The following is a 17,440-nucleotide window of genomic DNA, read 5'->3' on the forward strand; positions in this document are numbered from 1 at the left end:
GTGAAGTACGTCATGTGTTACCGCACCTGCAGATTGCGCCATCGAACGTTGAGCAGCAGTCAAGCAGAGATGAAGCACGTGCTCACTTCGTTGAACGGATGCCGTTGCCACGCGTAAAACAAAAAAAGGCCGGGAAATCCCGGCCTCTTCATTACTGAGCTGCTTGCGCGGATCAGTTCTTGCGGGCGGCGTCTTCGACCTTCTCGCCAGCACCCTGCACGTCCTTGCCGGCACCGGCAACGGTATTGCAGCCGGCCAGCATGGCGACCGAGAACATCGACAGCAGCATCAGGGAAATTACACGCTTCATAGGGACTCTCCAGTTTGATTTAAGAAACCACCGCGGCGGCGGTGCAGACGGCGGAAAAGCCGTTGATCAGCACTTGCCGTTTTTGCAGTCCTGCGCCGTATCGTGGACGGCCTCGCCAGCCCCCTGCATGTCCTTGCCGGCACCGGCAACGGTATTGCAGGCAGTCAGCGAACCAGCAGTACACAGCGCCAGCAGCAGTACGGAAAGAATGCGTTTCATCGACTTCTCCTTCTCAGGTCACGGCGTCCGGAACGACCCGGGCGTGCCGCGTGAAGTGCAATCTGGCGCGCGTCGCGTGGAGCGAGTGTGAACGAGCAGCGGATCGGTTCATGCGGCGCCTGCCGGACGCCGCAGCCGGGCCTCAATCGCGCATCAGCGTGGACTTGCCGAACAGGCTCTCCACCAGGTCCACCGCCAGCTTCGCGGTGGCGTTGTGGTCATCCAGCAGCGGGTTGAGCTCGACGATGTCCAGCGAGCCCATGCGCCCGCTGTCGGCGATCATCTCCATCACCAGCTGGGCCTCGCGGTAGTTCACCCCGCCCGGTACCGTGGTGCCCACGCCCGGGGCGATGCTGGGGTCGAGGAAATCGACGTCGAAGCTCACGTGCAGGTGGGTGTTGGCGTCGATCCCGTCCAGCGCGGCCTCCATCGTCCGCTTCATGCCGGCCTCGTCGATGTAGCGCATGTCATACACATCCACCCGATGGGTCTTGATCAGCCGCTTCTCTTCCGGGTCCACCGAACGGATGCCGATCTGGCGCACCTGGGAGGGCAGGATCGCCGGCGCATCGCCGCCGAGCCGGGTCAGCGCATCCGGTCCCAGCCCGCACAGGCACGCCACCGGCATGCCGTGCACGTTGCCGGACGGGGTGATCTCGCTGGTGTTGAAATCCGAATGCGCGTCCAGCCACAGCACGCGCAGGTCCTTGCCCTGTTCGCGGCACCAGCGCGCCACCGCCGTCACCGACCCGACACCCAGGCAATGATCGCCGCCGAGCATGATCGGCATGCGTCCGGCGCGCAGTTCGGACAGGCTGGCTTCCATCAGCACCCGGTTCCACTCCACCACTTCGTCCAGGTGGCGGTAGCCGTGCACCGGTGCGGTCCAGGGATTACGCGGCCCGTCCAGATTGCCGACGTCACGCACGTCCACGCCGCGGGCGCTCAGCGCTTCGGCCAGGCCGGCAATGCGCAGGGCTTCCGGCCCCAGGCGTGCACCGCGATCGCCGGCCCCGATATCCGTAGGCACGCCAATCAGCGAGACGGAAAGATGCGACATGGAAACCTCGTTCAGGACAAAAGAAACAGTCTAGCCAGCGCGCCCACGCTGTACTCGCGGCGCTGCAGCAGGCGCGGTGCCCGACGCATTCCGCCCACCGTTCGGGTCCGCAGGAATTGCAGGCGCGTCAAAGCGTTGGCGCGCGCGGAAGGTGAAGATCCATTACAAAACCGGTCAGATATACTGTGCTACGGTTCACACTTTCAACCCTCCGCGGTTGATAAAAAGCATCGCCATGGATCGTATCGATCCAGGTTCCAGGGGGAAACCAGTGCAGCGCAGTGCCATCAACCAGATCGTTCGCAGCGCGACCGGCGAAAGCCTTCCGGCGCGGCATCTTTACGATGCATCCCGCATCGAAGACATCTTCCGCCAGGCACGCGAGCGCGAGCCGGGCCTGACCCTGCTGCTGCTGTCCACCGCCGATGGCCGCGCGGTAGCGGAGGATTCGGTGCTGGGCGTGGACGGTCGTCGGCTGGCCGCGATGGCCAACTCCTTCCTCACGCTGGGCGAAACGGTGTCGCGCGAGTTGTCACTCAGCGAAGCCGAACACGCCACCGTGTGCACCCGCCAGGGCAACGTCGTGCTGATCCGGGTCAATGCGGACAAGCCGATGACGCTCACCGCCGTCGCGGCGGTGGAGGTCAACCTGGCCGTGCTGCTGTTCCACGCACGCGAATGCGCCGCCAAGCTGGAAACCGCGCTGCGCAGCCCCGCCGCCTGATCGTATTACCCCGGTTCTTCTACCTCGCAGGCCTTGCTGGCCTGTTTCCCTCTGCACGACCCAAGAAAGGACGACTGTGTCTAAGCTCAACCTGGAAACCCTCAATTCGCTCGCCGGCTTCGTCGGTGCCGCGCTCGTCGACAGCGACAGTGGCATGGCACTTGCCATGACCGGTGGCGGCGACATCAACCTGGAACTGGCTGCGGCCGGCAACACCGAAGTGGTGCGTGCCAAGCGTCGCGTCGCCCAGCAGCTGGGCCTGTCGGACACGCTGGAAGACATCCTGATCACGTTGAGCTCGCAGTACCACCTGATCCGCCCGCTGGAAAGCAATCCGATGCTGTTCCTGTACGTGGCGCTGGACCGCAGCCGTTCGAACCTGGCGATGGCGCGCCACGAACTGAAGTCCTTCGAAAAGACGCTGGACTTCAGCTGAGCCGCGCTCGCCCCACGCCCGTCGTCGATGCCTGACGCGGGCGTAGCGGGCGACCTGCACTGATTGCCGATGAACACACCGATACGACATTTCCGGGTCGCCCATGCCGGGCTGGACCTGCTGCACGGTACCCGGCTGAAACTGGCCTGTTCGCTGTTGCTGGCCGAACGCATGGATATCCGCCTGCAGCCGTGGAACGGCGAGCAGGCCGACCTGCTGGTGATCGGCGGCGATCCCTCGGCCATGGCCGTCCTGCAGCAGCAGGCACGCACCCAGGGCGTGGCGACACTGCGCATCGTGCGTGGCGCGACGGCCGCGCCGGGCGTGCTGCCGCACGGCGCCAGCGTGCGTGACATCAACCAGGAGTTGGCCGGCCTGCTGGGCGCGGTGGGCGAAGCAGCGGACGCGGCGGAACAACCGGCGCCCGCGGGCATGCCGCTGCTGCTGCGTGCGATGCAGTCACCGGCCGCTGCCAGCCTGTACCTGCTGCAGCGCGGTGCCACGCGGGTGGTGGTGGACACCGCCACCCGCAGCCTGGCACTGCCCACCGGCGCGTCCCTGTCGGAAATCGTGCCGTTGCTGGATGACCTGGCATGGTCATCGACGCCGCTGGATGCGGACACCTTCCAGCACCAGTACGTGTACCTGCTGCCGCGCCGCCATTCGTTCGAAGCGCTGTATTTCTGTATCGCGCGCCATCGTCCGCAGCTGCTGCCGGCAGTCGCCGCAGGCACCTCGATGCAGCTGCTGCACTGGCCCGACCTGGACCACCGCGACGTGCCCGCCAGCTGGCTGCTGCCCATCGCACGCCTGCATGCCGCGTCGTGGACCAGCACCGCGCTGGCCGCGGCGAGCGGTTTGCCGCACGATACCGTGCAATTCCTTTTCTCGGCTGCTGCCAGCAGCGGCCTTGCCAAGCACCAGGAGAACGCCGTGCTTCCCTCACCGCGCCCCGCGGGCCTTCGCGACTCACGGTTCCTGACCTGGGTCGCACGACGATTCGGGCTGGACCTGCAGGCGGGTCGCGCATGAGCGGTCCGGCCAACAAACTGGTGTTCGTCGGTGGCATGGGCGCGGGCAAGACCACGGCCGTGCGCGCGATTTCCGATGTGGAACCGATCAGCACCGAAATGCCGCTGAGCGAGGATGCCACCGCCGACAAGGTGGAAACCACGGTGGCGCTGGATTACAGCTCGATCGAGCTGGATGACGGCGAACTGCTGCACCTGTACGGCGTGCCGGGCCAGCGCTACCTGGATTTCATGTGGCCGATGGTGTGCGAAGGCGCCCTCGGGGTGATCGTGCTGGTCAGCGCCGGATCGCCCGATCCGATCGCCACCACGCTGGAACTGCTGCAGGAGTTTTCCCGGATCGCGCCGGATGCCAGCCTGGCGGTCGGCATCACCCGCACCGACGAGCACCCGCAGCTGTTGATTCCCACGGTGCGCGATGCGCTGTTCGCCGCCGGCTTCCGCATTCCGGTACTGCGCGTGGATGCGCGCTCGGCCGCGCAGGTGACCTTCCTGGTGCGCTCGCTGCTGTCACACCGCTACGCCGATTCCTGAGCACGGTGCGCCGTCGCCTGCGGGCGGCGGCGCAGGAGGCACAGCGGCCACCGCCGCGGTCCAGCACGCCTTCAGTCTGGCCGGGTAGCGCGGGGTGTGCATCACGTCGTAGGTCACGCGCCGCAGGGTGAAATCCTCACCGCAACTGACTTTGCGACCCTCGCGCACCAGCGCGAGGAAGCCCGGTTCGTCCGCAGGTTCCCACCGGCCCGTTGCATCGTCGCGCAGGCTCTTTCCCTGCCCCGCCCATTTATCCAGCTTTGCCGCCAACTGCGCAGGAAATGCCGGCGCAGGGCAAACCACGTTGGCCCACGGATCAACGATCCAGACATCGCTCCAGCCGGCGAAATCCACGCTCTCTGTCGACGCTGGCGTTCCTACCACGGTGAAGGCGTGCGGGTACCTGCCCACTCCTTTGGCCTGCGGGTCATGCAACGCCCATATCTCCGCCGTGCCGCCCTCGGCCTGCACCTGGCGTGCGGCCGCGGCGGCAAGTTCACCGCAGTTGGCCGCAGCGATCCGCAGGCTTGTCTGCGGGACACGGAAGTGGGCGAAGTTAGCCGCCGTCAGGTTGCGCAGGTACGTCAGCTTGTAGCCGGCGCGGATGGAACGGCGGTGCCGTGCACCATCAACATCATTGGCCTGGCTGGGCCGCTTGTTGCTGGATTTGTCGCCTGCCCGGTAGGCGGTCCGCACTGCCTGCATGGCACGCAGTGCGCGGGCCTGGTTGTCGCAACCGGTTGGCTCGGTCTGGGTGCCGATGGTCCGCGCTGACAGGGGCACCTGCCTGTTGCCGATGCTGGAAGGACCTGCTGCGGGAGATGGGCATGCCTGCCCGTGTTCGAACGCGGTGATCCGCACGGCGCGGCCGGGCGCCACCGGTGGCAGCAGGTGGGTGGTCATCGACAGGCCGGGCATGGTCGCGGCTCCGTGGGAAGGGAACGCATGATCCGACACGCCCTTCCCAGCGGCTTGCAGGTTCCGGGCATGCACGTGGGGATGACGCGTGGTGGCGATGGTGCCGCTTATCCGAATCGAACGGATGACCTACTGTTTACAAGACAGTTGCTCTACCAACTGAGCTAAAGCGGCACGGGGTACGACGCGTTCGTGGCCAGGCCGCGAAGCACGGCGATTCTACCGCAGACCGGCGCAGTCCAGCGAGCGCTGCTGCGCCGCCCCGCTGCGCTGGCGCAGGCCCGGATCAGCCTTGCCGTCGGCCAGCGCGCCCTGCAGCCACCACGTGGAGGCGCCTTCGCCGCCGCTGAGCTGGGCCTGGAATCCGGCCGCGCGCAGTGCCGCCAGCCGGCGCTCGGCGCCTTCGCGATTGCGGTACTGGCCCAACGCGATGGCGTTGGCGTCAGGTCCCTGGCCAATGACGTAGTAGTCACTCAGGCCGGCGGCGACGATCCGCTGCACGGTGGCCTGGGCCGCTTCGCGGTTCTCTGCAGGTGGCATCATCACCCGGTAACGCGCGGTGGCGCCGGGGGTCGACTGTTCGCGCAGGCGTGTCTGCGTCAGCGCCGCGCCGGCCTTGGCCTGGGCGCCTTGGGCAGCGGCCTGGTCGGCGAACGGACCCAGCGCCACACACCGTTCGGGCGCTGCGGGGGTGGGCGCGGGTTCCGCTGCCGGCGCAGGCGGTGCCACCGCTGCAGCCGCAACCGGGGTCGGACGCGCTTCGGCCGCCGCGGGCGCGGCGACGGGTGATGAAGCGGCCACCGCCGCGGCAGGTTCGGCAGCGGTGGGCGTGGTATCGGTCAGCGGCGCAGTGGACGCCGCTGGCGAGGGCGCCGTCACCGGCGCGGCCGCATCCACCAGCTGCAGTTCGGCCACGCCGGAAGGCGGCTTCACGTCCGGAACAACCGGCTCGCCGCGCAGCATCCACCACAGGGCGACGCTCACGTTGAGCAGCACGAGGAACACGATCAGGGCACGGGTCAGCATCTGCCGATCCTAGCCTGTCGCCGACGGCAGGTGAACGGCCCAACGTGCCAGCCCATCCAGCACCAGCAGCGGCTGGTGGCCCGCATCGGCCGGCAGCTGCGGCAACAGTGCCGGTGCGCCGCCGCCGTGCAGCAGCAGGTCCACCGGCGACTGCAGCCGCTGCTGCGCCTGCTCGCGGCTGCGTTCGATCAACGCGATCGCCGCGCCGTCGCAGCCGGATGCCAACGCATCATCGGTGTCATCGGCAAACTCGCGGTAGTGCCCGCCACTGGCCGGCAACTGCGCCGCGCGTGCATGCAGCGCTTCGCGCATGGTGGTCGGCGAGGCGGCGATGCGGCCCCCGTGGTGCTGCCCGTGCCCGTCCAGCAGGTCGATGGTCAGCGCGGTGCCGACCCCGGCCACCAGCACATGGCGCTGGGTGCGCGCCGCCGCCAGCAGCGCCAGGAAACGATCCACGCCGAAGCGCGCGGGCGTGGCGTAGGCGATGCGCACATCGGCGAACGCCGCTTCGGTGCGGGCCACGTGCACGTGCTGGAAGCGCATGCGCAGGATCTCCAGCATGGTGGCAGTCAGTCCGGCGGCCGCCACGCTGGCCACGTAGGCGGTACCGCCCTGCGGCAGCGTGCGCAGCGCGTCGCCGCGCAGGTCTTCGGCACCGTGCGTCCATGCCTGCACGTCGCCGGCGCGGTCGCCGAGCAGCGGTGCGTACTTGAAGCGGGAATTCCCCAGGTCGAACAACCAGTCGCTCATCGTGCCCTCACGCTGACTTCGCCGGCGTGCACAGGCTGCTCGCGGCCTTCGATTTCCACCCGCAGCGCGCCGTCTTCGGCCAGGCCCAGCGCGCGGCCGTCCTGCCAGGCGCCGCCCAGTTCCACCCGCACCTCGCGCCCGGCCAGGCTGTCCAGTGCGGCATAGCGCGACAGGAACGGGGCCAGGCCCTCGGCTTCGAACTGCTCCAGCGCCGGCAGCAGCGCGGCCAGCACCGCGGTCGCCACCGCATTGCGCTGCACTGGCGCGCCCGCCAGCCGGTCCAGGTCGGTCCACGGCTGGTCGATGCGTTCGGCGAAGGCCGGCGGCATGTGCACGTTGAGGCCGATGCCGATCACCGCGCGCGCCGGTCCGGCGAACTCGCCGCCACCTTCCACCAGCAGACCGCCCAGCTTGCGGCCGTCCACCACCAGGTCGTTCGGCCACTTCAGCTGCACCTGGGCATGGCCGAGCCCGCGCAGGGCTTCGGCCACCGCCACGCCGGCCACCAGGCTCAGCCCACCCAGCTGGGCCAGCCCACCGCCGAAGCCCCTCAGCACCGAAAGGTAGATATGTGCGGCCAACGGCGAGGCCCAGTCGCGCCCGCGACGGCCACGGCCCCCGGTCTGGCGCTCGGCCAGCAGGACGCGACTGCCGCGCGGGGGGGCGCTGCAGCGCAACAATTCGGTGTTGGTGGACACCGTGCTCCAGGTCACCTGCAGGTCGTCCAGCAGCGCATCGGCGGCCGCGGGCAGCCCGGCGCGGATACCGCCAGCGTCCAGCAGGTCGACCGGCTGGGACAGCGTGTAGCCGTCGCCGGCGCGACCTTCGATCGCTACCCCGGCTGTCCTAAGTCCTTGAATGCGCTTCCAGATCGCCGCCCGGGTCTGGCCCAGCTCGCGTGCCAGGGCATCACCGGACAAGGGCCCGGCGGCCAGTTTTGCCAGCAGTTCGCGGTCGTCCACGGCAGCTTCCGTCAGATAAACAGGGAAAGTATGCGGCAAAGGAATTGCCCTTGCCGGGAGGGGCTTCCAATGGGCGACCGGATTCGGGCTAGAATCGGGAACTCACCCGCCCTTAACCACGGATGTCGTCGATGCGCTGTTCTGCCCATTGCCTGGTCCTGTTGATGGCCCCGCTGCTTGCCACCGCGTCCACCGTGATGGCCAGTGAAGGGCGCGGTGACTGTGTCTATTCCACGCCCGATGCCGAACGCCCGCCGACCGCGCGCAGTGCCGCCGCCGCGGTGCCCAGCACGCCCAAGCCGGTGCCTGCACAGGCCACCAGCAGTGGCGGCGGCGGTGGCGACGATGACGTGCTGCAGCGACTGCGCGCACCGAAGTGGCACAGCTTCCTGCCGGGTATGTTCCGCTGATCCAGGCGTTGTCGCGCTGGCTGCGGCCCGCCCCCCGTCCCATTCCCGAACCGCTGTGGCAGCAGGCCTGCCGCGATATCCCGTGGCTGCAGGGCCTGCCCGCCGATCGCCTGGACGCGCTGCGCACGCTGGCGACCCGCTTCCTGCATGAAAAGACCATCAGCCCGCTCGGCGATCTGGTGCTGCGCGACGAAGACATCGTGCTGCTGGCCGCGGTGTGCTGCCTGCCGCTGCTGGGGCTGGGCGAAGCCGGGTTGCGCGGCTGGTCGCAGCTGATCCTCTACCCGGACGCGTTCCGCGTGCAGCGCAGCCATGTCGATGCCGCCGGGGTGCTGCACGAGTGGGACGACGAACTGATCGGCGAGAGCTGGGACAGCGGTCCGTTGATCCTGTCGTGGGCGGATATCCGGGCCGACCTGCAGGCGCCGTTCGATGGCTACTGCGCGGTGCACGAGATGGCGCACAAGATCGATGCGCTGGATGGCGCGATCGACGGCACGCCGCCGCTGCCGCGTGCCTGGCAACGCGAGTGGGCCGGTGATTTCCAGCGCGCCTACGATGCGTTCTGCGTGCAGGTGGATGCGGGCGAGGAACTACTGATCGACCCATATGCGGCCGAGGCGCCGGAAGAGTTCTTCGCGGTGGTCACCGAGTACCACTTCTCCGCGCCGGACGTGCTGGCCGAAGCGCTGCCGACGGTGGCCGCGCACCTGCGGCGCTTCTATGGTGAGCCGCCCGCGCGGCAGCTACCTTCGGGGTAGGGACGCAAACCGTTACGGACCGGCCGGCAGCCGTACTTCGAAGCGGGCACCGCCCAGTTCGGACGAACGCGCGACCAGCAGTTCGCCGCGGTAATCCTTGATCAGGTCCTGCACGATCGACAGGCCGATGCCGTGGCCCTGCACGCGCTCATCGCCGCGCACGCCACGCTGCAGCACCTTGGCGATATCTTCCGGGGCGATGCCCGGGCCATCGTCGTCGACCGCCAGCAGCAGGCCCGGGCGGCGGGTGTTCGGCGCCGGCTGCGGCTGCGCGGTCAGCAGCACGCGGCGGTTGGCCCACTTGAAGGCGTTCTCCAGCAGGTTGCCGAGCAGTTCCTGCAGGTCGCCGGGTTCGCCATGGAAGCGCGATCCCGGATCGATGTCGAACTCGCACAGCACGCCCTTGGCGGCGTAGACCTTTTCCAGCCCGCGCACGATCTCTTCGGCGTTGGATTCGATCGGCAGCGGCGCGGAGAACAGCTTGTGCCCGGACGATGCGGCGCGTGCCAGCTGGTAGGACACCAGGTTGTTCATGCGCTGCAGCTGCACGTCCAGTTCTTCGCGCAGCGCATCGTTGCTGGATCCACTGTCCATCTGCGTGCGCAGCACGGCGATCGGGGTCTTCAGGCTGTGCGCCAGGTCGGCCAGCGTGTTGCGCTGGCGCTCCAGGTTCTCGCGCTCGCTTTCGATGAAGGCGTTGATGCTGTCGGTCAGCGGTTCCAGCTCGCGCGGATGGCGTTCGCTCATGCGCTCGCTTTCGCCGCGCTGCACGCGGGTCAGCTCGGTGATCACCCGGCGCATCGGGCGCAGGCTCCACTGCAGGATGACCGTCTGCAGCAACAGCAGGATCAGGCCGATGCCGCCCAGGTAGAACCACACCCGGCCGCGGAACACGCGCAGCTGCGCGCCCAGCGCACCGGAGTCTTCCATCACGTAGATGGTGTACGGGAATTCGGTCGCCGGGTCGGCGTCGGCATCCCACACCAGGCCCAGCCCGTAGCGGTATACCGAGCCCTCGCTGCCGTCGATCTGGATGATCGGCAGCGGACCTTCGAATACTTCCTGGCGCGGCGCCAGCAGGCCGCCGCCGCGGCTGGGCAGCATCGGCCCTTCGGCGGACATTGAATTGACCTTGCCGTCCGGGGTGACCACCTGCAGGTACAGGCCGCTGCCGGGCACGTCGAAGCGGGGATCCGGCGGCTGCTCGCGCAGGTACAGCGAACGGTCGCGGGTGAAGTCACTGCCGGCGGCGTAGGCAGTGGCGTAGTTCTTCAGGCGTTCGCGCAGGTTGGCGCGCGCGGTATCGGCGAACGCCGCATCCAGCGCGTAGCCGGCCAGTGCCAGGAACGCCACCAGGCCCACGGACGCAGCCAGCAGCTGGCGCGCCTGCAGGGAGCGCGGCCGCCAGCGTCGGAAGAACCACAGACGGCCGGACATCATCTTCTCGCCTGCAGCGGGCTCAGCCCTCGTTGCGCGGGATCGCGAAACGGTAGCCGCGACCGCGGACGGTCTCGATCGGCTTCAGTTCACCGTCCGGATCCAGCTTCTTGCGCAGGCGGCCGATGAATACTTCCAGCACGTTCGAGTCGCGGTCGAAATCCTGCTGGTAGATGTGCTCGGTCAGGTCGGCCTTGGAGACCAGTTCACCGGCGTGCATCATCAGGTATTCCAGCACCTTGTACTCGTAGCTGGTGAGGTCGACGTTGCTGCCGGCCACGCTGACGGTCTGTGCCGCCAGGTCCAGTGCCACCGGTCCGCATTCCAGGGTCGGCTTGCTCCAGCCAGCGGCGCGGCGCAGCAGCGCATTGACGCGGGCCAGCAGCTCTTCGACATGGAACGGCTTGACCAGGTAATCGTCGGCGCCCTGCTTGAGGCCTTCGACCTTGTCCTGCCAGCTGGAACGGGCGGTCAGGATCAGGACCGGGAATTTCTTGCCCTCGTCGCGCAGGGCCTTGATCAGCTCCATGCCGGACATCTTCGGCAGGCCCAGATCGATGATGCCGACGTCGAACGGCACTTCGCGGCCCATGTACAGACCTTCCTCGCCATCCTGCGCCGCATCGACGGCAAAGCCTTCGCGCTTGAGCCGGGCTGCAAGGGTCTCGCGCAGCGGGGCTTCGTCTTCGACCAGAAGGATACGCATGAACTCTCCCTAGTGTGCTGGGGTCGGCCGGTTGGGCCGGTGGAAATCGGGTGTGATGCGACAATGATCCCCGTTCAGGGGTTATCGCCGCGTAGTGAAGACATATCCGATCGGGGCGGGCGGGGCTGTGAATGCTGCTGCACGGGATCATCCATGTAGCGGACGCGGCCACGCTCGTCCATGTATTTCACGCGGTTGATGTCGCGCCCATCGAACGGCACCCGCTCGGCACCCAGGATGTGTCCACCGGTGGACCGCTGCACCCGCCGCACGGCGTCGGACAGGGAGCGCTCGTCACCGCGCTGGGATCCACGCATCACCACTTCCGGGCGCTCGCGCATCGGCTGGCGCTGCGCCATGTTCTGCTGCATCGGACCCTGCATCGGCGCCTGCGCGCTGGCATGTAGCGGCACGAACGCCGCCAGCACCACGACCGTGGCGAGGGCAAGCTGGCAGCTGGAAGAACGGGAGGACATCATTGGATCCTAGCCGAGGCCGGCAATTCGTTCAAAAATTGTGAAGTCCGCGTCCGGACGCGAGGTCCGGGGCTTTACAAATCTTTTGCAAATTTCGGCTTTTGCCAGTGAATCCGGTCTGAACTTTCCTGAAGATCGGATGTCTATGTTCAGGTAAGTGAACATACTAGCAGCATTCGGCGCCGTATGCGGCGCCCGCTGCGCAGTGCGTCAGGCGGCTTCGCGCCCGCCATCACGCTCGGTGACCGCCAGCGCCTGCTCCACCAGGGTCCAGTCCGCGCCCGGGCGGTGTGCGCCCTCGCTGAGGATCTGGCGGAACGCGCGGCCGCCCGGTTGCCCGTGGAACAGGCCGAGGATGTGCCGGCTGATGTGCTTGAGCGCCGATCCTTCCGCCAGCCGCGCTTCCACGTACGGACGCAGCGCGCGCAGCAGCGCCTGCCGGGTCTGCAGCGGGGCGCCGGTCTGCAGGGCCTCCAGCTGATGCAGCAGGTAGGGGTCATGGTAGGCCGCACGACCCAGCATCACCCCGTCCACCCTGCCGTGCTGGGCCTGCACCGCTTCGATGCTGGCCAGCCCGCCGTTGAGCACCACCGGCAGGCCGGGGCGCTCCTGCTTGAGCCGGTATGCCCAGTCGTAGCGCAGCGGCGGCACTTCGCGGTTTTCTTTCGGCGACAGGCCCTTCAGCCAGGCATTGCGCGCGTGCACCACCACCATCGGCGCACCGGCGGCGACCTGCTGGTCGACGAAGGCCGCGAAGGCGTCGTAGTCGTTGTCATCGTCCACGCCCAGCCGGCACTTGACCGTCACCGGGAGGTCCACCGCGGCCACCATCGCGGCCACGCAGTCCGCCACCAGCGCCGGCTCACGCATCAGGCAGGCGCCGAAGCGGCCGGCCTGTACGCGGTCGGAGGGACAGCCGCAGTTGAGGTTGACCTCGTCATAGCCCCAGTCCTGGGCGATGCGTGCGGCCTGCGCCAGCAGTGACGGATCGCTGCCGCCCAGCTGCAGGGCCAGCGGCGTTTCGCCCGGATCGAAGCCGAGCAGGCGCTGGCGATCGCCGTGGATCACCGCATTGGCGTGCACCATCTCCGTGTACAGCCGCGCGCCGGGCGCCAGCAGCCGGTGGAACACGCGGCAATGGCGGTCCGTCCAATCCATCATCGGGGCGACGGAAAGGCGCAGGGAGTCGGCGTAGCGGGACGCGGCGGTGGCGGTGGGCTGGGTCATGGGACGCTGGAGAGAATCGGGGTGGCAGGCAATGCCTGCATGATCAATAGTTTACACCGGTCGGCTGAATGATCCGGGTGGGCACGGGCGTGACGACCAACGGTCGTCACCCACCAACAGCATGACGGCCAGCGGCCGTCACTACCAAAAGCAGGACGGCCAGCGGCCGTCACTTCCGGCAGGGATCAGTGCGCGCTGCCTGTGGGGCTGTTGCGCCCTACCCGCTCGATCAGCGTTTCGCTGGCGGCGTTCAGGCCAGCCACCTCCACCACCGCGCCATGCGCGCGCAGCTTCTCCACCGCGCGCTCCAGCGCCCCGACGGCGGTCAGGTCCCACAGATGCGCGTGCTGCAGGTCGATCACCACCTGCGGTGCCACCTGCTGGTAATCGAATGCCGCGCCGAACTGCCCGGCCGAAGCAAAGAACAGCTGGCCTTTGACGCGATAGCGCTGCACGCCCGCCTGCGGCTCGTCGCGCTGCACGTCGAGCATGCCGCCGACCTTGCGCGCGAAGAACAACGCCGACAGCAACACGCCGCTGAGCACGCCCTTGGCCAGGTCATGGGTCGCCACGGTGACCACCACCGTCAGCAGCATCACCGCCGAGGAACTGCGCGGGTGCGTACGCAGGTCACGCAGCGAGCGCCAGCTGAAGGTGCCGATGCTGACCATGATCATCACCGCCACCAGCGCGGCCATCGGGATCTGCCGCACCAGGTCGCTGCCGTACACCACCAGCACCAGCAACAGGGTGCCGGCGATCAGGCAGGACAGGCGTCCACGCCCGCCACTGGTCACGTTGATCACCGACTGGCCGATCATCGCGCAACCGGCCATGCCACCGAAGAAACCGGTCACCGTATTGGCCAGGCCCTGCCCGGCACACTCGCGGTTGCGCTCGCTCGGGGTTTCGGTGATGTCCTCCACGATCTGCAGGGTCATCATCGATTCCAGCAACCCCACCACCGCCAGCGTGGCGGACACCGGCAGCAGGATGCGCAGCGTTTCCCAGTCCAGTGGCACGTCGGGCAGGAAGAACGAAGGCAGGCTGTCGGGCAGCTGGCCCATGTCGCCCACGGTGCGCACGTCGATGCCGAAGCCGATCACCACTGCGGTCAGGATGCCGATCGCCACCAGCGGCGACGGCACCGCGCGGGTGATGCGCGGCAGCAGGTAGATGATCGCCAGCGCGGCGGCGCACAGCAGGTAGACCATCGGGCCACGGCCGACCAGCTCCGGCAGCTGCGCCATGAAGATCAGGATGGCGAGTGCGTTGACGAAGCCGGTGATGACCGAGCGCGAGACGAAGCGCATCAGCGAACCGAGCTTCAGCGCGCCGGCGGCCATCTGCAGCAGGCCGGTCAGGATGGTGGCGGCGAACAGGTACTGCAGGCCATGGTCCTTGACCAGGTCGACCATCACCAGGGCCATCGCGCCGGTGGCGGCGGAGATCATGCCGGGGCGGCCGCCGGCGATGGCGGTGATGACCGCGATCGAGAACGAAGCGTACAGGCCGACCTTGGGGTCGACCCCGGCGATCAGCGAGAACGCGATCGCTTCGGGGATCAGCGCGAGGGCGACGACGATGCCGGACAGCACGTCGCCACGGACGTTGCCGAGCCACTGCTGGCGCAGCGGGTAATGGGTCTGCATGGGGGGTTCCTGGTGACCGCGGTCAGGGCCACGGATGCGCGGCCGCGGTAGGCGCGCAAGTCTACGGCAGCCAACGGCGGCAAGGTAGTGACGGCCGCTGGCCGTCCCGCTGTGGGCCTTGCTTTGGTGGGTGACGACCGTTGGCCGTCACGCCGCTTCGCTCGCCGAGCACGGCTCGGCGCTACCTGCCGGATCCTGGTAGTGACGGCCGCTGGCCGTCCCGCGGTGGGCCTTGCTTTGGTGGGTGACGACCGTTGGTCGTCACGCCGCTTCGCTCGCCGAGCGTGGCTCGGCGCTACCTGCCGGATCCTGGTAGTGACGGCCGCTGGCCGTCCCGCTGTTGGCAGCGGCTCCTGCCGCTGCCTTCGGCGCCGCCAGGGCCGGGCGCTACAATCCCGACATGGCTTCCGCTGCCCCCCGCTTCTTCGATCCGCGCACCGAACAGGGCGTGCTGCGCCTGTCCATCGCTGGCACCCTGGTGATGGCGGCGATGGCCGTGGGCTTCGGGCTGTACGCCAACTCCTCGTTGATCATCTTCGACGGCATCTACGGCCTGATCGACGTGGTCATGACCTGGCTGTCGCTGCTGGTGGCGCGCTTGATCGCCCAGTCCACCAATACCGATACCCTGCAGTCGCGGCTCAACCAGCGCTTTTCCATGGGCTTCTGGCACCTGGAGCCGATCGTGCTGGGGGTCAGCGGGACGCTGATGATCGGCGCGGCGCTGTATGCCTTCGTCAATGCCGTGGATGCGCTGACCTCGGGCGGGCGCTTGATCGCGCTGGGTCCGGCGATCACCTTCGGGGTGATCTCGCTGCTCGCCGAAGGCGCGCTGGCCGCGTTCGTGCTGCGCGCCAACCGGCGCATCGGATCGGACTTCGTCGCCCTGGATGCGAAGAACTGGATCATCGCCGCCAGCATGTCGGCCTGCTACCTGCTGGCCTTCGTCGGCGGGGCGCTGGTGCGTGGCACGCCACTGGACTGGATCGGCCCGTACATCGATCCGGGCATCCTGGCGGTGGTCTGCCTGTTCGTGATGGTGGCGCCGCTGGGAACGGTGCGCCAGGCACTTGCCGGCATTCTGCTGGTCGCGCCGCAGGAACTGCGCAGCCACGTGGATACCGTGGCGCGTGATGTGGTGGCCCGCCACGGTTTCCTGGACTACCGCAGCTACGTGGCGCAGGTCGGTCGCGGCGAGCAGATTGAACTGTTCTTCGTGGTGCGTGCCGATGATCCGCCGCGCGCGCTGGCGGAGTGGGACCGGCTGCGCGATGAGATCGGCGACCTGCTGGGCGAGGAATCGCCGGATCGCTGGCTGACCATCATGTTCACCACCGACCTGGAGTGGGCGGTGTGACCCGCTGACGCCGGGCCGTGCCCGGCGCGGCGTTACATCGCAGCGCTGCGCCATTCGCGCGGCGACTGCCCGGTCTGCGCCTTGAACGCGCGCGACAATGCCGCTTCGCTGCCGTAGCCCACGTCGCCGGCGATGCGCTTCAACGGCTGGCCGCGACGCAGCGCCTGCTGCACCAACCGCGTCCGCCAGGCCTGCAGGTACTGCCCCGGCGTGCTGCCGATGACCTCGCGGAAGCCTTCGGCGAAGGCGCTGCGTGACATCCCGGCGCGCTCGGCCAGCGCCTGCAGCGACCACTCTTCGGCCGGCTGCTCATGCATGGCCACCAGGGCATGGCGCAGCCGCGGGTGGCCCATGCCGGCCAGCAGCCCGACCTGGATCTGGCCGTTTTCCATCAGCGTGCGCAGCACCTGGATGATCACCAGTTCGAACAGGCGGTCCAGCATCGCCTGGCGACCGCAGCGCTGCGCGAACGCTTCTTCGAGCAGCACGCCGAGCACCGCGTTGCTGCCCAGCAGGTCGGCCAGCGGCAGGCAGACCGGGCTCGGCAGCGCATCGGCCACCGGGCTGCCTTCACCGGCCTCGAAGCGCAGCGCGGCGGTCACCAACGGCACCTGCAAACCGTCATCGATGTTGAAATGATGGTCGCGCGGCCGGGCGTACAACAGCACGCTGGGCTGGTCGATGCGCAGGCGACTGCCATCGCTGTCCACCAGCTCCACCCCGCCCTGGCTGAGCAGGTGCAGCAGCGGTTGGCTGGCGGCCTGCGCCGGCACCCAGTGGCCGCCGACCTGGCCCCCCTGCAGCAGGCGCGCACTGACCGGGAAGCGGTCGAGCAGGGATTCGAGTCGATCAAGCATGGCTGGACGATCCATCAAGTTTTCCGGACTCCATGTTGCCACACGTCCAGCCAAGGCGCGCAAAGTACACCTCACCGGCCAACCGGCCACCCCAACAAGGAACTCCGCCATGTCCATCGAAAAGGTTCTCTACACCGCCCAGGCCACCGCAACCGGCGGCCGCGAAGGCCGCGCTGTGTCCTCTGACAACGTGCTGGACATCCAGCTGTCGACCCCGCGCGAGCTCGGCGGCGCCGGCGGCCCGGGCACCAACCCGGAACAGCTGTTCGCTGCCGGTTACTCGGCCTGCTTCCTGGGCGCGCTGAAGTTCGTCGCCGGCCAGGCCAAGGTCGCGCTGCCGGCGGACACCACCGTGGTCGGCAAGGTCGGCATCGGCCAGATCCCGACCGGTTTCGGCATCGAAGCCGAGCTGACCATCACCGCCCCGGGCGTGCCGCGCGAACAGCTCGAGGAGCTCGTGCAGAAGGCCCACGTCGTCTGCCCTTATTCCAACGCGACCCAGGGCAACATCGACGTCAAGCTGATCGTGGCGTAAAAAAATGGGCGGGTGCCGGTCATGACCGTGCATCCGCCCATCCCACCGCTGT

At 68.2% G+C, this 17,440-nt stretch carries 21 protein-coding genes and 1 tRNA gene; 8 read left to right on the forward strand and 14 right to left on the reverse strand.

Annotated features, from left to right (window positions below):
* Positions 1 to 172: 172 nt before the first annotated feature.
* From QE373_RS17180 to rocF, 3 genes are all read right to left on the reverse strand, one after another.
* A complete protein-coding gene (locus QE373_RS17180; protein WP_057507544.1) occupies positions 173 to 310 on the reverse strand; it encodes an entericidin A/B family lipoprotein in 138 nt (45 codons plus the stop codon).
* A gap of 66 nt (positions 311 to 376) precedes the next feature.
* A complete protein-coding gene (locus QE373_RS17185; protein WP_309688859.1) occupies positions 377 to 529 on the reverse strand; it encodes an entericidin A/B family lipoprotein in 153 nt (50 codons plus the stop codon).
* 142 nt (positions 530 to 671) lie between these two features.
* The gene (gene rocF, locus QE373_RS17190; RefSeq protein ID WP_309688862.1) at positions 672 to 1,589 is read right to left on the reverse strand and encodes an arginase; all 918 of its coding nucleotides are present in this window, start codon (positions 1,587 to 1,589) and stop codon (positions 672 to 674) included.
* 271 nt (positions 1,590 to 1,860) lie between these two features.
* Between rocF and QE373_RS17195 the strand changes: the two genes are divergently transcribed.
* The 4 genes from QE373_RS17195 (at position 1,861) to QE373_RS17210 (ending at position 4,314) form a co-directional block, all read left to right on the forward strand.
* On the forward strand, positions 1,861 to 2,313 hold the full coding sequence (locus QE373_RS17195; RefSeq protein WP_309688864.1) for a roadblock/LC7 domain-containing protein: 453 nt from the start codon (positions 1,861 to 1,863) through the stop codon (positions 2,311 to 2,313).
* 76 nt (positions 2,314 to 2,389) lie between these two features.
* A complete protein-coding gene (locus tag QE373_RS17200) occupies positions 2,390 to 2,749 on the forward strand; it encodes a roadblock/LC7 domain-containing protein (RefSeq protein WP_057507548.1) in 360 nt (119 codons plus the stop codon).
* Between the two features lie 69 nt (positions 2,750 to 2,818).
* Positions 2,819 to 3,781, forward strand: coding sequence for a hypothetical protein (locus QE373_RS17205; protein WP_309688869.1), 963 nt, complete (start codon positions 2,819 to 2,821; stop codon positions 3,779 to 3,781).
* Positions 3,778 to 4,314, forward strand: coding sequence for a GTPase (locus QE373_RS17210; RefSeq protein WP_057507550.1), 537 nt, complete (start codon positions 3,778 to 3,780; stop codon positions 4,312 to 4,314). Before QE373_RS17205 ends, QE373_RS17210 begins: the two co-directional genes overlap by 4 nt.
* Here the strand turns inward: QE373_RS17210 and QE373_RS17215 are convergent.
* The 5 genes from QE373_RS17215 to birA form a co-directional block, all read right to left on the reverse strand.
* Complete coding sequence (locus QE373_RS17215) at positions 4,291 to 5,019, reverse strand: hypothetical protein (protein WP_309688873.1); 729 nt, start codon at positions 5,017 to 5,019, stop codon at positions 4,291 to 4,293. The two genes, QE373_RS17210 and QE373_RS17215, sit on opposite strands and share 24 nt — an antisense overlap.
* A gap of 311 nt (positions 5,020 to 5,330) precedes the next feature.
* Positions 5,331 to 5,406: transfer RNA gene (locus tag QE373_RS17220), tRNA-Thr, on the reverse strand.
* A gap of 45 nt (positions 5,407 to 5,451) precedes the next feature.
* Positions 5,452 to 6,258: an SPOR domain-containing protein gene (locus QE373_RS17225; protein WP_309688876.1), complete on the reverse strand. Its 807-nt coding sequence runs from the start codon at positions 6,256 to 6,258 to the stop codon at positions 5,452 to 5,454.
* A gap of 9 nt (positions 6,259 to 6,267) precedes the next feature.
* A complete protein-coding gene (locus tag QE373_RS17230; protein ID WP_309688877.1) occupies positions 6,268 to 7,008 on the reverse strand; it encodes a type III pantothenate kinase in 741 nt (246 codons plus the stop codon).
* Complete coding sequence (gene birA, locus QE373_RS17235; RefSeq protein ID WP_309688881.1) at positions 7,005 to 7,970, reverse strand: bifunctional biotin--[acetyl-CoA-carboxylase] ligase/biotin operon repressor BirA; 966 nt, start codon at positions 7,968 to 7,970, stop codon at positions 7,005 to 7,007. Before birA ends, QE373_RS17230 begins: the two co-directional genes overlap by 4 nt.
* Before the next feature lie 131 nt (positions 7,971 to 8,101).
* Between birA and QE373_RS17240 the strand changes: the two genes are divergently transcribed.
* Both QE373_RS17240 and QE373_RS17245 read left to right on the forward strand, forming a co-directional pair.
* A complete protein-coding gene (locus QE373_RS17240) occupies positions 8,102 to 8,380 on the forward strand; it encodes a hypothetical protein (RefSeq protein WP_057507554.1) in 279 nt (92 codons plus the stop codon).
* Positions 8,347 to 9,141, forward strand: a complete 795-nt coding sequence (locus tag QE373_RS17245) for a zinc-dependent peptidase (RefSeq protein WP_309688884.1) — start codon at positions 8,347 to 8,349, stop codon at positions 9,139 to 9,141. Before QE373_RS17240 ends, QE373_RS17245 begins: the two co-directional genes overlap by 34 nt.
* Positions 9,142 to 9,153: 12 nt before the next feature.
* On the opposite strand, the gene QE373_RS17250 is transcribed toward QE373_RS17245, so the two are convergent.
* From QE373_RS17250 to QE373_RS17270, 5 genes are all read right to left on the reverse strand, one after another.
* Positions 9,154 to 10,578 carry a sensor histidine kinase gene (locus tag QE373_RS17250; protein WP_057507598.1) on the reverse strand — a complete coding sequence of 475 codons (1,425 nt, stop codon included), beginning with the start codon at positions 10,576 to 10,578 and terminating at the stop codon, positions 9,154 to 9,156.
* A 22-nt stretch (positions 10,579 to 10,600) separates the two neighbouring features.
* Complete coding sequence (locus QE373_RS17255; RefSeq protein WP_004136763.1) at positions 10,601 to 11,284, reverse strand: response regulator transcription factor; 684 nt, start codon at positions 11,282 to 11,284, stop codon at positions 10,601 to 10,603.
* A 74-nt stretch (positions 11,285 to 11,358) separates the two neighbouring features.
* Positions 11,359 to 11,643 carry a hypothetical protein gene (locus QE373_RS17260; RefSeq protein ID WP_245625284.1) on the reverse strand — a complete coding sequence of 95 codons (285 nt, stop codon included), beginning with the start codon at positions 11,641 to 11,643 and terminating at the stop codon, positions 11,359 to 11,361.
* Between the two features lie 327 nt (positions 11,644 to 11,970).
* Complete coding sequence (dusA, locus tag QE373_RS17265) at positions 11,971 to 12,987, reverse strand: tRNA dihydrouridine(20/20a) synthase DusA (RefSeq protein WP_309688889.1); 1,017 nt, start codon at positions 12,985 to 12,987, stop codon at positions 11,971 to 11,973.
* Between the two features lie 185 nt (positions 12,988 to 13,172).
* Positions 13,173 to 14,639, reverse strand: coding sequence for a SulP family inorganic anion transporter (locus tag QE373_RS17270; protein WP_309688892.1), 1,467 nt, complete (start codon positions 14,637 to 14,639; stop codon positions 13,173 to 13,175).
* Positions 14,640 to 15,039: 400 nt separating this feature from the next.
* Between QE373_RS17270 and QE373_RS17275 the strand changes: the two genes are divergently transcribed.
* Complete coding sequence (locus QE373_RS17275) at positions 15,040 to 15,996, forward strand: cation transporter (protein ID WP_309688895.1); 957 nt, start codon at positions 15,040 to 15,042, stop codon at positions 15,994 to 15,996.
* Between the two features lie 32 nt (positions 15,997 to 16,028).
* Here QE373_RS17275 and QE373_RS17280 read toward each other — a convergent pair whose 3' ends face one another.
* The gene (locus QE373_RS17280; RefSeq protein ID WP_309688898.1) at positions 16,029 to 16,853 is read right to left on the reverse strand and encodes an AraC family transcriptional regulator; all 825 of its coding nucleotides are present in this window, start codon (positions 16,851 to 16,853) and stop codon (positions 16,029 to 16,031) included.
* 109 nt (positions 16,854 to 16,962) lie between these two features.
* Between QE373_RS17280 and QE373_RS17285 the strand changes: the two genes are divergently transcribed.
* Complete coding sequence (locus tag QE373_RS17285; RefSeq protein ID WP_309688904.1) at positions 16,963 to 17,388, forward strand: organic hydroperoxide resistance protein; 426 nt, start codon at positions 16,963 to 16,965, stop codon at positions 17,386 to 17,388.
* The last annotated feature ends 52 nt before the right edge of the window (positions 17,389 to 17,440 follow it).

This window comes from Stenotrophomonas sp. SORGH_AS_0321 (assembly GCF_031453215.1).
Classification (GTDB): domain Bacteria; phylum Pseudomonadota; class Gammaproteobacteria; order Xanthomonadales; family Xanthomonadaceae; genus Stenotrophomonas; species Stenotrophomonas chelatiphaga.

Bases quoted from the DNA above. Each gene is read 5' to 3' on its own strand.
- QE373_RS17180 (WP_057507544.1), bottom strand. From the start codon at position 310: ATGAAGCGTGTAATTTCCCTGATGCTGCTGTCGATGTTCTCGGTCGCC.
- QE373_RS17185 (WP_309688859.1), bottom strand. From the start codon at position 529: ATGAAACGCATTCTTTCCGTACTGCTGCTGGCGCTGTGTACTGCTGGT.
- rocF (WP_309688862.1), bottom strand. From the start codon at position 1,589: ATGTCGCATCTTTCCGTCTCGCTGATTGGCGTGCCTACGGATATCGGG.
- QE373_RS17205 (WP_309688869.1), top strand. From the start codon at position 2,819: ATGAACACACCGATACGACATTTCCGGGTCGCCCATGCCGGGCTGGAC.
- QE373_RS17210 (WP_057507550.1), top strand. From the start codon at position 3,778: ATGAGCGGTCCGGCCAACAAACTGGTGTTCGTCGGTGGCATGGGCGCG.
- QE373_RS17215 (WP_309688873.1), bottom strand. From the start codon at position 5,019: ATGCAGGCAGTGCGGACCGCCTACCGGGCAGGCGACAAATCCAGCAAC.
- QE373_RS17225 (WP_309688876.1), bottom strand. From the start codon at position 6,258: ATGCTGACCCGTGCCCTGATCGTGTTCCTCGTGCTGCTCAACGTGAGC.
- QE373_RS17230 (WP_309688877.1), bottom strand. From the start codon at position 7,008: ATGAGCGACTGGTTGTTCGACCTGGGGAATTCCCGCTTCAAGTACGCA.
- QE373_RS17240 (WP_057507554.1), top strand. From the start codon at position 8,102: ATGCGCTGTTCTGCCCATTGCCTGGTCCTGTTGATGGCCCCGCTGCTT.
- QE373_RS17250 (WP_057507598.1), bottom strand. From the start codon at position 10,578: ATGTCCGGCCGTCTGTGGTTCTTCCGACGCTGGCGGCCGCGCTCCCTG.
- QE373_RS17255 (WP_004136763.1), bottom strand. From the start codon at position 11,284: ATGCGTATCCTTCTGGTCGAAGACGAAGCCCCGCTGCGCGAGACCCTT.
- QE373_RS17260 (WP_245625284.1), bottom strand. From the start codon at position 11,643: ATGGCGCAGCGCCAGCCGATGCGCGAGCGCCCGGAAGTGGTGATGCGT.
- dusA (WP_309688889.1), bottom strand. From the start codon at position 12,987: ATGACCCAGCCCACCGCCACCGCCGCGTCCCGCTACGCCGACTCCCTG.
- QE373_RS17270 (WP_309688892.1), bottom strand. From the start codon at position 14,639: ATGCAGACCCATTACCCGCTGCGCCAGCAGTGGCTCGGCAACGTCCGT.
- QE373_RS17275 (WP_309688895.1), top strand. From the start codon at position 15,040: ATGGCTTCCGCTGCCCCCCGCTTCTTCGATCCGCGCACCGAACAGGGC.
- QE373_RS17280 (WP_309688898.1), bottom strand. From the start codon at position 16,853: ATGCTTGATCGACTCGAATCCCTGCTCGACCGCTTCCCGGTCAGTGCG.
- QE373_RS17285 (WP_309688904.1), top strand. From the start codon at position 16,963: ATGTCCATCGAAAAGGTTCTCTACACCGCCCAGGCCACCGCAACCGGC.